This window comes from Ruegeria sp. YTSC199, from assembly GCF_059609725.1.
On the sequence record NZ_JBXWMF010000031.1, the window covers coordinates 32,338 to 44,485 of the forward strand.

14 protein-coding genes and 1 pseudogene are annotated in these 12,148 nt (G+C 55.8%); 2 read left to right on the forward strand and 13 right to left on the reverse strand.

Annotation, left to right across the window (positions count from 1 at the left end; all coding sequences use genetic code 11):
• Positions 1 to 14: 14 nt before the first annotated feature.
• Positions 15 to 644 (reverse strand): annotated as a pseudogene (locus tag AC2FEE_RS21735) (tyrosine-type recombinase/integrase); the annotation flags it as partial.
• Between the two features lie 112 nt (positions 645 to 756).
• On the reverse strand, positions 757 to 1,671 hold the full coding sequence (locus tag AC2FEE_RS21740; RefSeq protein WP_480758470.1) for an NAD(P)-dependent oxidoreductase: 915 nt from the start codon (positions 1,669 to 1,671) through the stop codon (positions 757 to 759).
• A gap of 75 nt (positions 1,672 to 1,746) precedes the next feature.
• On the opposite strand from AC2FEE_RS21740, the gene AC2FEE_RS21745 reads away from it, so the two are divergent.
• Positions 1,747 to 2,640, forward strand: coding sequence for a LysR family transcriptional regulator (locus tag AC2FEE_RS21745; protein WP_480758468.1), 894 nt, complete (start codon positions 1,747 to 1,749; stop codon positions 2,638 to 2,640).
• 195 nt (positions 2,641 to 2,835) lie between these two features.
• Here AC2FEE_RS21745 and AC2FEE_RS21750 read toward each other — a convergent pair whose 3' ends face one another.
• From AC2FEE_RS21750 to AC2FEE_RS21775, 6 genes are all read right to left on the reverse strand, one after another.
• Positions 2,836 to 3,309 carry a GNAT family N-acetyltransferase gene (locus AC2FEE_RS21750; RefSeq protein WP_480887726.1) on the reverse strand — a complete coding sequence of 158 codons (474 nt, stop codon included), beginning with the start codon at positions 3,307 to 3,309 and terminating at the stop codon, positions 2,836 to 2,838.
• Between the two features lie 76 nt (positions 3,310 to 3,385).
• A complete protein-coding gene (locus tag AC2FEE_RS21755; protein WP_496867457.1) occupies positions 3,386 to 3,757 on the reverse strand; it encodes a VOC family protein in 372 nt (123 codons plus the stop codon).
• Between the two features lie 48 nt (positions 3,758 to 3,805).
• Positions 3,806 to 4,462, reverse strand: a complete 657-nt coding sequence (locus AC2FEE_RS21760; RefSeq protein ID WP_496867458.1) for a methyltransferase domain-containing protein — start codon at positions 4,460 to 4,462, stop codon at positions 3,806 to 3,808.
• A gap of 50 nt (positions 4,463 to 4,512) precedes the next feature.
• Positions 4,513 to 4,932 carry a DUF6326 family protein gene (locus tag AC2FEE_RS21765; RefSeq protein WP_496867460.1) on the reverse strand — a complete coding sequence of 140 codons (420 nt, stop codon included), beginning with the start codon at positions 4,930 to 4,932 and terminating at the stop codon, positions 4,513 to 4,515.
• Between the two features lie 62 nt (positions 4,933 to 4,994).
• Positions 4,995 to 5,651 carry a DUF2306 domain-containing protein gene (locus AC2FEE_RS21770; protein ID WP_496867461.1) on the reverse strand — a complete coding sequence of 219 codons (657 nt, stop codon included), beginning with the start codon at positions 5,649 to 5,651 and terminating at the stop codon, positions 4,995 to 4,997.
• 34 nt (positions 5,652 to 5,685) lie between these two features.
• Entirely contained in the window at positions 5,686 to 6,306 is a 621-nt protein-coding gene (locus AC2FEE_RS21775; protein WP_496867462.1) for a class I SAM-dependent DNA methyltransferase, read from the reverse strand.
• Between the two features lie 189 nt (positions 6,307 to 6,495).
• On the opposite strand from AC2FEE_RS21775, the gene AC2FEE_RS21780 reads away from it, so the two are divergent.
• The gene (locus AC2FEE_RS21780; protein WP_170689465.1) at positions 6,496 to 7,410 is read left to right on the forward strand and encodes a LysR family transcriptional regulator; all 915 of its coding nucleotides are present in this window, start codon (positions 6,496 to 6,498) and stop codon (positions 7,408 to 7,410) included.
• Positions 7,411 to 7,765: 355 nt separating this feature from the next.
• On the opposite strand, the gene AC2FEE_RS21785 is transcribed toward AC2FEE_RS21780, so the two are convergent.
• The 5 genes from AC2FEE_RS21785 to AC2FEE_RS21805 all read right to left on the reverse strand — a co-directional run bounded on the left by AC2FEE_RS21785 (position 7,766) and on the right by AC2FEE_RS21805 (position 12,145).
• Positions 7,766 to 8,650 (reverse strand): DMT family transporter, encoded by an 885-nt coding sequence (locus AC2FEE_RS21785; protein WP_496867463.1) that lies wholly within the window; start codon positions 8,648 to 8,650, stop codon positions 7,766 to 7,768.
• Positions 8,650 to 8,988, reverse strand: coding sequence for a tRNA-binding protein (locus AC2FEE_RS21790; RefSeq protein WP_480495990.1), 339 nt, complete (start codon positions 8,986 to 8,988; stop codon positions 8,650 to 8,652). The genes AC2FEE_RS21785 and AC2FEE_RS21790 overlap by 1 nt, the downstream gene beginning before the upstream one ends.
• An 11-nt stretch (positions 8,989 to 8,999) precedes the next feature.
• Entirely contained in the window at positions 9,000 to 10,064 is a 1,065-nt protein-coding gene (locus tag AC2FEE_RS21795; protein WP_496867465.1) for a tartrate dehydrogenase, read from the reverse strand.
• Positions 10,065 to 10,076: 12 nt separating this feature from the next.
• On the reverse strand, positions 10,077 to 11,531 hold the full coding sequence (locus AC2FEE_RS21800) for an NAD-dependent succinate-semialdehyde dehydrogenase (protein ID WP_480596692.1): 1,455 nt from the start codon (positions 11,529 to 11,531) through the stop codon (positions 10,077 to 10,079).
• A 122-nt stretch (positions 11,532 to 11,653) separates the two neighbouring features.
• Positions 11,654 to 12,145 carry an Lrp/AsnC family transcriptional regulator gene (locus AC2FEE_RS21805; protein ID WP_496867467.1) on the reverse strand — a complete coding sequence of 164 codons (492 nt, stop codon included), beginning with the start codon at positions 12,143 to 12,145 and terminating at the stop codon, positions 11,654 to 11,656.
• Positions 12,146 to 12,148: the final 3 nt, after the last annotated feature.

Here is a 12,148-nt window from a genome sequence, read left to right on the forward strand (position 1 = left end):
GGCCCAGCCCTTTTGATTTCGATGGCTTCTGCGATGGCTAGCGCATCTTCCAATTCGACGCCCAGATACTGGACGGTACTGTCCATCTTGGTGTGGCCAAGTAGAAGCTGAACTGCTCTCAAATTGCCGGTTTTCTTGTATATCTGGGTGACCTTCGTCCGGCGCATCGAATGCGTGCCGTATGCAGTAGCCTCTAGTCCAATGGACGTAACCCAATCCCTGACAATCCGTGCATATTGCCGTGTCGAGATGTGAAGCCGCTCATGAAACCGTCCTGGCCAGAGAAATTCGGACCCGACCATCAGCGGATCTTCCATCCAGCGTTCTAGCGATGTCCGCGTTCCCTCCATGATCTCGAAACGAACTGGCTTATTGGTTTTGCTCTGAAGGACGGATGCTCGTTCTTTGATCTGACCAGTCGCCATGACGTCCACAACTTTCATTTTGACCAGGTCGCAGCCTCGCAACTTGCTGTCGATGGCCAGATTGAATAGCGCGAGGTCCCGATGGTTTTTCGCCAATTCAAGTCGAACGCGGATCGCCCAAACATGCTTCGGTTTGAGCGGACGTTTCTGGCCGACAATGCGGCCTTTGTTCCAGGCGGGTCTGAGCGCACGAATGGCAGGCAAGTTTGGTATTTCCATGATTGATCCTCCGATCCGCCACGCCCTCCCACAACGACAACCCGACGTTGACAGGAAAGAATATCATGGGGGTCGAATGATGCGGCAAATGCCTGCTCAGAGCCCCATCACATCAGGCATCCGTCATATGCTGAACCAGTGAGGTCAGTTGTCTGTCACCATAACCATCGTCCCAAGCCGACTTGGTGCGGTCATGCATCAACCGGATGAACTCGGCTGGAGCATTTACAGACTGGAAAGTCTTCAGCGCATCCTCTTGCGCCAATGCGTAGACTTTCAACGAGGCTTCGGCATTGTCGTAGTCTTCGGTCGGAACAGTTCTGGCAAAGAGATCATGGTAGTCATTGACCAATTTGATCGTGGCAGGGAGTTGGTCTGCATAAACCTGCATCGGGATGCCCGCTTTCTGGCAGACAAGTGCACCGTAGATCATTCCAAACATGAACCCCTGCCGAACCGCGAAGAGGCCGGCAAAGAGCGCGGCAAGTGCCGCTGGTTTCTCTCCAACATGGGCGGACTTTCCACCCAATTCACTGATGATGTTGCCATAACAGTCCCAGGTTCCGGCACTGCCCACCGTGAGGATTGTGGTTTCGTCACCGCCAATGCCGGAAGGGTAGGCATTGATCATGCCCAGCATGTAGCCAGTCCCCTGTTTCTCCAGGATTGCGACCAGTCTATCGGCATCCGAGGTATCGCCCGTGCTCATGTCGCAGATGGTCTTACCCTTTAGCGAAACACTCAGCCCGTTGACCAGTTCAACAGTTTCCTTGTGGCTCTTGATACAGATGATGACAAAATCAGACGCCGCAATGGCATCATCCGGTGAAGAGCAGATCGTGGCGCCAGCCTCAGCAAAAACCTCTGCCTTTTCCGACGTGCGGTTCCAAACGCTGACATCGTGGCCTGCCTTGAGCAGGCAATGCGCCAGCGCTGCCCCCATGTTTCCCAGTCCCAATACAGCAAGTTTCATGATGTTAGTCTCCTGTGCCCGCCAATAAATTCCTGCTCCAGCATGCGCCGGCATCGGGGGATCACATAGTTGTAAATTTTTCTATATTGTTAGATGATCTAACTTATGGATTGGCGCACGCTTCCCTCGTTGACATCTCTCAGAGCCTTCGCCGCCGCTGCCAAGTTTCGAAATCTGACCCGGGCGGCAGAGGCACTGAACGTGACCCATTCTGCAGTCAGCCAGCAAATCCGCGGGCTCGAACAACATCTCGGCACCCGGCTTATCACCCGCACCCGGCACGGCATTTCTCTGACATCGCAAGGTGAATTCCTGTCGGCTGGCCTGCTTGAAGCCTTCGCTGAAATGGCCTCCGTGACCGAGAGCGTATCGAGTGCGGAGGCGGTTCGACCGTTGGTGGTCAGCGCGACTCCGATGTTTTCAAGCGCGTTCCTCATGCCGCGTCTGTCGACGTTTATTGACGAATTCCCCAATATCGAATTGAGGATCGATTCAACGATCCAGGCTGTCGACCTCAAGCCGGGCGGAATTGATATGGCCATCCGATACGGAACGGGTCGCTGGAATGGGCTTGTCTCGCAGATGCTGCTACCAGGCTGTCTGACGGTCGTCGCGTCCCGCGAACTAATCGGAAACCGGGTGCTCACGAATCCGGCAGAATTGCTTGATTTCACTCTTCTTCAGGAACAAGCGTCAGTCGAGTTTGACCTGTGGTTGGAAAAGGTCGGAATTCCGCCCGACGCCGACCGGAGAGTTGTCCGCATGCCGGGCAACATGCTGCTGGATGGCATCCGCCGAGGTGACGGGATCGGAGCGACGGTACCGGCCTTTGTCTCTGACGAGTTGAAGTCCGGACAACTCGTGGCACTGTTTGATGATCCAATACCGCAGATCGGCTATTACCTTGTCACGCTGCCCGGTCCGGTTCGACCAGCGGCAAAGCTGTTCGTGAAATGGCTTTCGAAATCAATCACTGAATATGAGAAAAGCCTCTTCCGATGGACGCCCGCCCACTTGCTGTAGGCGGTAAAGAGCACCGGCTAGAGTTAAATGAATCTGATCTTGCAAGATAACGACCCGATAATGCTACGCTATGAATGAAGGTCCGCTCTTGGGATACCGCACCGCGGCGCCAATGGCTGCGATGAATGTCCGGTCTGGGTCGCGAGTTACGACACACTCTGAAGCTGGCGATGTGCCAGAAATCGGACAATTCTGTCATTCTGTCGCAAGTTGAAATTTGAGGAAGGTCGCCCCGTCATAATCGACTTCGCCAACCCGCCAAGCACCAAGTCTGTCGAGTGCCCGCAGGTTCGTGCGTGACGGTGGTAAAAGGAAGGTCACATACGGGATGCGTTCATCGGAAATTGCAAAGTCGATCGCCTTTCGCGAGATGCGCGGCCCGAGGCCAAACGTGTCGGGCCGCAAGACCAGTCCGAAATCCCACTCGGCTCCTTCTTTTTGAAATCCACCCCAGCCGACATATCGGTCATCGGACAAAAATGCCCAATGTCCAAGTCCGTCACGGTGCCAACACTCTTCCTTTTTGGCGACAAACCGCGCCACTGTCTCGGCATTCCAAGTGAATTTCAGAAGCGGCATATGCTCGGCGACACGAGGGTCGGACATGTGCGCCAAGATTTCGGCTGGGTCGATTTCCGACAATCGGACGAATTTTATTTCAGATCTCATTGCGGCGTCTTTCGATGTGCTCGTCGCTCATTGTCCGCTGGACGCGATATTTCAACAGCCAACTCTTTGCCTGCTGTCACGCTGGGACATACGCATTCAGTTTGTTGCCATCCAGATCCCGGAAATACCCTCCGTAGAAACCATGATCTCCGCGTGTGCCGGGGGGTCCCTCATCTGTTCCACCAAGTTCGAGGCACTTGGCGTGAAGCGTATCGACGGCTTTTCTGTTGGTCATTTTCAATGCGACCATCACCCCGTTTCCAACGCTTGCCGGTGCCCCATTGAATGGACAAGCAAGGCATAACGCAGGCTCGGCCCTTGAGCGGCCCCATGCGGCCATATCGCCGTGTTTCCAAAGGCGGTTTGCGCCCACGCTCGAAAACAAGGCGTCGTAGAATTTCAGCGCGGCCTCGAAGTCATTGGTTCCGAGGGTAACATATCCGATCATGCTTGATCTCCGTAATTCTGTGGGCGTTATTTTCAACTCTAAGCCCGGCTACAAAGGCGCCTGGGTTGCTGCGCCAGACCGCCTTGCAAGCAGGGTCGAGGCCGGGCCATGGCTCGGAATTGCCCGCACTTCAAAATTTTCGAAACGCTCGATTGCCTGCATCAATCGGGAGCGGGACATAAACCGGCCGGTCCCGCGAAACAAAAGCGCCTGCCGCATAAGGCTGTCGGCAAGACCACGGGCAGGCTCATCCGCGCAGAACGCGAGACAAAGCGCGCCGCCGGCTCGAACAACCCTGCAAAGCTCACTCAAAGCCAGATGGGGATCGGGGACGGTTTCCAAAGCCCAAGCACACGTCACAAGATCGAAGGTGCCATCCTCAAACGGCAGGGACTCTAACCATCCTTGTATCTTTGGCACAGGAATGTCGTCGCATTGTGCAAGCATCGCCGCAGAAGGGTCGAGAAGGGTCATCATATTCGGCGGCATACCCTCGGCAATCAATCTACGTGCCAGGTTGCCGGTGCCGCAGCCAGCATCCAAAAACCTCGAATTCGGCGTCGCAAGTGCACGCACCAGGCCTTCCAGGGCGGCCTGCGCCTCGCCGCCTGCATGACGCAGCCAGCGATGATGAAGTATGTCGTAGCGAGGTGCGAGCTTGTCATAAAGATCAACCGCATCGTCTAAAGGCGTTTCTTCCAACATCTATTTGGTCCTATTATTCATTCATCGTGTCCGCGGTGCGCGCACGTTTTTTACGAAGAACTTGCGTCGGATTGCGGCGCGGTGTGTTCGTGCTCAGGCCACGTCCATGCGGTCCAGAGAATTGCCATTAGAGCCACGATCTCGATGACGAGGTGGAAGGTGTCATCCATGTCGGTGGGGGCCGAGGAAAGGAGCGTACCGGTTGTGACGATCGCTGCAAGAAAGGTGACAGGGCGACCAATCCTGCGGGTTAGCAGCAGCGAAAAGAGCACCATCGCAATCGGCACTTGGACGAGGAAACCGCCCAGAAGCATCAGCCCTTCGGTGATCTCGATGCCGTTGTAATGGCCTGTCAGCAGCATCTCGATATGGGACGCGAGGACAAACTGGTGAATGTCGCGAAAGATGATGTTGAGCAGTATGAACAGCCACAGGGCCGACAGAAGAATATGGGAATCGAGCCGTCTCATTTTGGTGCCTTCTTTCTGTGTTTCTGGAGTTTGCCGGTGTCAGGCCGGGAGCACGGTCGGGTTCAGATCACGGCACCGGATGTGCGCGCCGCAAAGGCGCGGCGGATAAGGAGTTCCGCAATCGCAAGGTTGATGGCCCACGCCCCAACCATCAGGAGGTCTCGCGAAAGCCCCTGCAGTTCGGTGTCAAAGAGGGCCATTGCGACCAGAAAGAGCGCAGTCTGCGTTGAGGCCCCTTGGCCGATGGCATAGGCGCGCAGCATCGCGGCGCGGTGCGCAGCGACGTTTCGCGACCGGATCGCGACGATGGCCCATGCGATGAGGGTGACCATCGCGAGGCCGAGCGTGACCCTTGCCCCGTAAAGTACTGGTCCCTGCAGGGCGTCGGGAAATGCGTAGGACACGGTCATCCAGAGCCCGGTTAGTGCGCTGATGCATCCCGCTGCCGCCACAATCCGCCCGAGGGTCCTGTGCAGGGCCGGGCGGTAGCGCCTCAGGCTCGGCAGGAATTGCACAGCCCCCACAAGGCAGAAAACTGAACTGCCGAGGATATGCAATGTGATCGGGAGGGGCTCGATCACCGCACGCGGGTTCGGCGGTATGATCGCCGGAGCGCCGAAAAGTTCCGGAATCCGGACCAGCCCGACGACTGCCGGAATGAAAGAGTAGAGGAACACGAGGGCAAGGAACGCCCATTCGCGACGGCTGATAAAGTACATGCTTCAGTCTCTCAGAATAAGGTGTCGGTCTGCCTCAGGCGGGCTTGCGGGCAACGATAAAGGGGCTCAGTCGGTTCTTTCCGAAGTACCGCGTCTGCTCGATTTCGAACCCGGCCCGGATCAGGTGCCGGGTCAATTCAGCGCGACTCAAGATGATCACATTAGGCGCGATCCGCACGGCCATGAGCAAACGAACCATGGCTCGCATCCAGCGCGGCGCGTCCTTCAGGCAAACCGTCTTTGATATGAAGTGACCGCCGGGCTTCATTTGGTGGAATGCTGAATCCAGCACGGTCGGTATGTCATCCACCAGATGAAGCAGGCTGAACGCGCAAATGACCTCGAACGGTTGGCCAGGAATGTATTGCGCCGCCTCCGCCTGAAGAAATTCTGGTTTTCCCGCGGCATCGCCACCTGATCGTGACCGGGCGATCCGGATCATCTCGGCAGAGAGGTCGGTTGCGGTCACATGAGCGACGACAGGCGCGATCTTCCTGGCCGTGCCGCCTGTGCCGCAGCCGATTTCAAGAACGCGATCGGTCGATCGAAGAAGCGCAGTGACGCATTCCAGCTTTTCTTCGTAGGCGGTGACATCGGCAATAGGCTTCTTGGCGTACTTGGGCGCATGCCGGTCCCAGAAGGCTTGGGCAGTCATGTCGGTTTCCTTTGCGTGTTGCACTTCAGGTTTGAAGCGGCGCGGATGCGCCAGTCGTAAGAAACTGCGGAATGCATTGTGTCGCTTTCGATTGCAGAGACCGGGCCGATCTCGTTTCGCAGCCTGTATCATCCATGCGCTCATGAAAGGTCGATTGCTTAAATTCGTCCACCTGCTATACGCTCATGAATGAACTGGCAGGCCGTTTCCTTCGATTGGAACCAGGTGCGCGCCTTCCTCGCGACGGCTGAGGAGGGCTCGTTCAGCGGTGCTGCGCGCGTGCTGAAGACAACACAGCCGACGATAGGACGGCAGATCGGTGCGTTGGAGGAGGCACTTGGCGTCACGTTGGTAGAACGCAGCGTCCGTGGTCTTACCTTGACGGAAGCAGGGCGCGACCTGATTGATCACATGCGCACGATGGGCGAGGCTGCGACACTCATCTCGATGGTGGCCGACGGTAAATCTCAGGATGTCACCGGAGAGGTCACGGTCACGGGAACGGACCTCTTGTCAGCAGCGATCCTGCCGGGCGTGCTCAAGCCGTTGAGACAGATGGCGCCGGGCATCCGCGTCCGCATTCTTGCGTCGAGTGAAATGCAGAATTTGACGCAGCGCGAGGCGGACATCGCGATACGCCACGTCCGCCCAGATCAGCCGGACCTGATCGCACGGCACTTGGGCGACTTTCGCGCCACTCTCTATGCCGCGACCGACTATCTCGATCGTGCAAGCCGCCCACGGACACCGCGCGATGTGGCCGCACTCGATTTCGTCGGCAATGCCGACCCCGAGCGGCTAATGGCCCCACTGCACAACATGGGCGTGCCCGTTCGTGCAGAGAGCTTCGTGATGTCGAGCGAGAGTGGTGTCGTCGCATGGGAATTGGTGAAAGCGGGCTACGGCGTCTCTATGCAGCCCGAAACGTTGGGCGAGGCTGAACCTGGCATAGAGAAGGTCTTGCCGGATTTCCCTTCGCTTGAGTTTCCAATCTGGCTGGTCACCCATCGGGAGTTACAGACCAGCCGCCGTATCCGGATCGTATTCGACCTGCTGGCCCGGGGTCTGTCAGACGTTGCGAAGCGCCGAAGTGGTGGCGATTAACAGGTGCAAAAGCGCCGAACCCGGAGCAAGTAAGGTCGCGTGGCAATAGTTGAAGCTGCGCTTGCACGAGTTCGTTTTGTCCGATGAGTGTACGTTAATGTTGGAAATGCTGCGCAATCGATCAACTTCCGCTTTGGGGAAGCTGCAATGCGGCAACTTATCTCGCGATGAACGGCTGGTTTGGGCCGGAGAATACCAACAGAGAAGCGATCAGCTTCGAAAAAGTTAAACAAAAACAGCAAAACTCACGGACGCCAAAACTAAGACGCAGAAAACCAAACATAGCGCCTTGAGTCTCTTCCTTGGTATTGGGATTTGGTCTTGTGGTAACCTTGGTCGTTGCTCCATTTTCTCGTCACTCTGCGGTTTTTGCCGGTTCGTATGGTTCGGCACCTTTGGAACCCCTTTGAACCACTATACCGCCCAAAGTTATCAATCCTATCGCTGCAAATACTTCCCATCCCGGTTGACCCAAACCCAGAGCCAGCATGAGAATGGTGGAAACTACTGGCGCGGAGTAACCTAAAACACCAAGCAAAGCCGCGTTGCCGTGGCGCATCCCTAAGTCCCAAAGGAAAAAAGCACCACCCGCTGGCCCCAAGCCGAGCGCAAGGATAACCCAAACATCCAAAGCGCTGAATGTTGGTATATTCATCCCTTTTGCTATCCACCAAAGCAGGCAAAACAATGAGGATACCAAGCAGATTGTCGTCATTGCGGATATGGCGTCAGACTGATCGTGACGTCTCAGGTTAGAAAACAACGCCCACAAAATGGCTCCAAGGAATGCAAGACCATAGCCAAATGCTTCCGATATTTGGAGTGCAAAACCATCTTTGCCGATCAATATCAGAACGCCGATAAAGCCAAGCGCGGTTCCGACATATCCCGACGTTCCACTACGCAGATGAAAGAATAAGTTTCCAAGAATGATCAAACAGGCAGGCCAAAGGTAGTTTATGAGTGATACTGGAATGGGCGCTGCGTGGTGAAAGGCTTCAAGGTATGCAAGATGGTAGGCAGCCAAAAGGCCAGCAAACAGGCTCGTACGACGATCCCAAATGCGCGCAGGCTCGCGCCCTGTGACGACGCATATAATTAGCCCCAGACCTGCCGCTATTGCGAAGCAGAAGGTCAGAACCAGATAGGGAGGCAACGATGCTGAAAGGGCACCGAGGGCCCCCAAAGTGCCCCATAACAGAATAGCCAAAGCGCCGAGTGCTGTATGCTTCGCTGACATCAAAAGACTTCACTTCCGAGCACTGCGTCTGCAGACGGTTGCAAGAGGATGGTTTCTCCGGCGTCGTTGGGAACACCCATGATCAGGATTTCCGACTTGAACCCAGCGATATTTCTGGGCGGCATGTTAACGACGCACACCACGTGGCGACCGATCAGCTCGCTTTCGGAGTAATTCTTGATCTGAGCACTCGACCATCGTTGCCCCAACTCTCCGAAATCGACGCAAACCTTGTAGGACGGGTTGCGGGCGCGGGGGAAATCTTTGACCTCCACGATCTTGCCAAGGCGCATTTCCACTTTGGCGAAGTCGTCATAGACGATCTCAGCTTTCTGCATGTCTGTTCTCCTTATGAAAGAGCTGCCAGAATGGCGGCTTCGGACCCGGAGGTATCAGCAGTGCCGCCCAAGTCGCGGGTCTTGGTATCCGGGTGTTCCAGCGAAGTTTCGATTGCATGTTCGATTTCTGCGGCGGCTTCTGTTTCGCCCAAGTGATCCAGCATCATGGCGGCGGTCCACACAGCCGCAACAGGGTTAGCTACGCCCTTGCCTGCGATATCGGGAGCGGACCCGTGGACAGGCTCAAACATCGAAGGGAACTTGCCCTCCGGATTGATATTTGCCGAGGGTGCGATGCCGATCGACCCGGCGACAGCGGGCCCGAGATCCGAGAGGATGTCACCAAAGAGGTTCGAGGCGACCACCACGTCGAACCAATCGGGATGCAGGACGAAATGGGCTGTCATAATGTCAATGTGGAACTGTGCAGTTTCGACGCCCGGGTGGCGTTGCGCAGCAGCCGCGAAACGCTCGTCCCAGAAAGGCATCGTATGAATAATGCCGTTGGATTTGGTAGCTGAAGCCACGTGCTTGCGTTTGCGCGTCTTGGCCAGTTCAAAGGCATAATCCATGATCCGGTCTGTACCGCGACGCGTTAGGATGCTTTCCTGGATTGCAGCTTCGTGTTCGGTGCCTTGATAGACGCGCCCGCCAATCTCGGAGTATTCCCCTTCGACGTTTTCCCTCACGACGATGAAATCGATGTCCTCGGGCCCGCGGCTTGCGAGTGGAGAGGTGATCCCCTTCAAAAGCCGCACAGGACGCACATTGGCATATTGATCCAGCTCTCTCCGCAATGGGATCAGCAAACCCCAAAGTGAGACGTGATCGGGCACTCCAGGATAACCAACTGCGCCCAGATAGATGCTGTCGAACGATTTGATCTGTTCAATACCATTTTCCGGCATCATGCGTCCGGTTTCATGGTAACGCTCGCAGGACCAGTCAAATTCTGCCCACTCCACGTTGAAGCCAAGTTTACCTGCAACAGTGTTAACTACACGCTGCCCGACTGGCAGAACTTCTCTTCCGATGCCGTCTCCGGGAATTGCGGCAATGCGGTAGGTCTTGGTCATGCGATAGCCTCCTTATGCGATGCCGCCGATGTGCAGCGTTTTAACCTCAAGGTATTCGTCGATGCCGTGGTGGGCACCCTCGCGACCCAGACCACTTTCCTTGATGCCGCCGAAGGGCGCGACTTCAGTGGCAAACCCGCCGACATTGATACCAATCATGCCGGTTTCCAGCTCCTCGCTGACACGGAATGTACGGGTTAAATCGTTGGTATAGAAATAGGCCGCCAGCCCGTAAGGAGTGGCATTGGCCGCAGCAAGTACTTCACTTTCGGTATCGAATTTGAAGAGCGGGGCGACAGGACCAAACGTCTCTTCGTCAGCCATGAGCATCTTGGTCGTCACACCGGTCACAACAGCCGGGCTGATGAAACGTGTGCTCGCGTCTTCCTGCTTACCTCCGACAATGACGGTGCCACCCTTTGCCACGGCATCATCCAGGTGCGACTTAATCTTGGTAATCGCGGCTTCATTGATCATGGGACCAATTTCGACACCGTCCTGGAATCCATCGCCCAACTTCATGTTACCTACAACGGCTGCCAGCTTATTAGCGAAGGCATCGTAGACGCCGGCCTGGACAAAGATCCGATTGGCGCAAACGCAGGTCTGCCCTCCATTGCGGAACTTCGACGCCATGACGCCTTCGACGGCAAGATCCAAGTCGGCATCTTCGAAAATGATGAACGGTGCGTTGCCGCCCAACTCAAGGCTGAGGCGTTTCATGGTGCCTGCACATTGTTCCATCAGCAGTTTGCCCACGCGCGTGGATCCGGTGAAGGACAACTTACGCACTGCAGGGTTGCTGGTCAGCGCGCCACCGACGCCTGCCGGGTCACCCGTGACGATGTTGACCGCGCCAGCGGGAAAGCCAGCCCGCTCAGCCAGCACACCCAATGCGAGAGCCGTGAAAGGAGTGAACTCCGAAGGCTTAATGACCACCGGGCAACCCGCCGCCAATGCCGGTGCAATTTTTCGGGTAATCATCGCGGCCGGAAAGTTCCAGGGCGTGATGATTGCACAGACGCCAACGGCCTGCTTCTGCACAATGATGCGACGGTCTTGGACCGGGCTTGGAATTGTCTCGCCGTAGACGCGTTTGCCTTCTTCGGCGAACCACTTCACGAAGGACGCGGCATAAGCGATCTCACCTTTGGATTCCGCAAATGGCTTTCCTTGTTCGAGCGTCATGAGCGTGGCCAGGTCGTCTTGAGCTTCCATGATCAGGACGTACCACTTTTCCAACAGCGCCCCACGATGTGCTGCAGTGGTCTTGCGAAAGGTGGCGAAGCAGGCTTCAGCGGCTGTGATAGCACGGTTCGTTTCGTCAAAACCGCAATTTGGTACAGTGCCAACAACAGAAAGTGTTGAGGGGTTATCCACTTCGATCGTCGCACCGTTGTCGGCGTTGATCCATTCGCCCGCGACCAGATTTTGCTGACGAAACAGAGAGATGTCTTGAAGGTTCATAATTTCCAACTCCAGCAGTTGGAAGAATCCTATCGAGTTTATGCGGGCGGAAATCTTGATTTTGCCAGTCGGCCAGCATTCTGTGCTTTGTTTGTCAGAACTTCGGCATTTTCTGTCGGGCCTTAGTCCCGGTCGACCAGATCCTGAATCGGCACGCTGTGCTTCTCGACAACCGGCTTGATCACAATGTAGGAGAAATACTTGTCGATGCCGAGGTTCCGTTCCAGCAGATCCTCCATGATCTCCTGGTACTGGGACACACCGCGTGCCACAAACTTCAACAGGTAATCGTATCCGCCACTCAGCAAGTAGCAATCCACTACGTTGTCATGCTTGCGGATTTCGTTCTCAAACCTCACGAAGTCCTTTCGGCGATGGTCTGCAAGCGTGACTTCAGTGAAAACCGTTACATGTTCACCAAGTTTCTTGAGGTTGATGACGGCCCGGTAATTTTGGATGTAGCCCGCTTTTTCAAGCCGCTTCACCCGTTGGAGGCAGGGGCTGGGAGACAAGCCCACAGCCTCAGCCAAATTCACATTGGTGATGTTGCCCTGCGTCTGCAGAGTGGAAAGAATATTGATGTCGATCCGGTCAAGCTTCGGGTTCCCCACCATATT

Coding starts and splice junctions, on each gene's coding strand:
- AC2FEE_RS21805 (WP_496867467.1), bottom strand. CDS start 12,145: ATGGTGGGGAACCCGAAGCTTGACCGGATCGACATCAATATTCTTTCC.
- AC2FEE_RS21755 (WP_496867457.1), bottom strand. CDS start 3,757: ATGATCGGATATGTTACCCTCGGAACCAATGACTTCGAGGCCGCGCTG.
- AC2FEE_RS21785 (WP_496867463.1), bottom strand. CDS start 8,650: ATGTCAGCGAAGCATACAGCACTCGGCGCTTTGGCTATTCTGTTATGG.
- AC2FEE_RS21795 (WP_496867465.1), bottom strand. CDS start 10,064: ATGACCAAGACCTACCGCATTGCCGCAATTCCCGGAGACGGCATCGGA.
- AC2FEE_RS21800 (WP_480596692.1), bottom strand. CDS start 11,531: ATGAACCTTCAAGACATCTCTCTGTTTCGTCAGCAAAATCTGGTCGCG.
- AC2FEE_RS21740 (WP_480758470.1), bottom strand. CDS start 1,671: ATGCCGGCGCATGCTGGAGCAGGAATTTATTGGCGGGCACAGGAGACT.
- AC2FEE_RS21760 (WP_496867458.1), bottom strand. CDS start 4,462: ATGTTGGAAGAAACGCCTTTAGACGATGCGGTTGATCTTTATGACAAG.
- AC2FEE_RS21775 (WP_496867462.1), bottom strand. CDS start 6,306: ATGACTGCCCAAGCCTTCTGGGACCGGCATGCGCCCAAGTACGCCAAG.
- AC2FEE_RS21780 (WP_170689465.1), top strand. CDS start 6,496: ATGAACTGGCAGGCCGTTTCCTTCGATTGGAACCAGGTGCGCGCCTTC.
- AC2FEE_RS21750 (WP_480887726.1), bottom strand. CDS start 3,309: ATGAGATCTGAAATAAAATTCGTCCGATTGTCGGAAATCGACCCAGCC.
- AC2FEE_RS21765 (WP_496867460.1), bottom strand. CDS start 4,932: ATGAGACGGCTCGATTCCCATATTCTTCTGTCGGCCCTGTGGCTGTTC.
- AC2FEE_RS21790 (WP_480495990.1), bottom strand. CDS start 8,988: ATGCAGAAAGCTGAGATCGTCTATGACGACTTCGCCAAAGTGGAAATG.
- AC2FEE_RS21770 (WP_496867461.1), bottom strand. CDS start 5,651: ATGTACTTTATCAGCCGTCGCGAATGGGCGTTCCTTGCCCTCGTGTTC.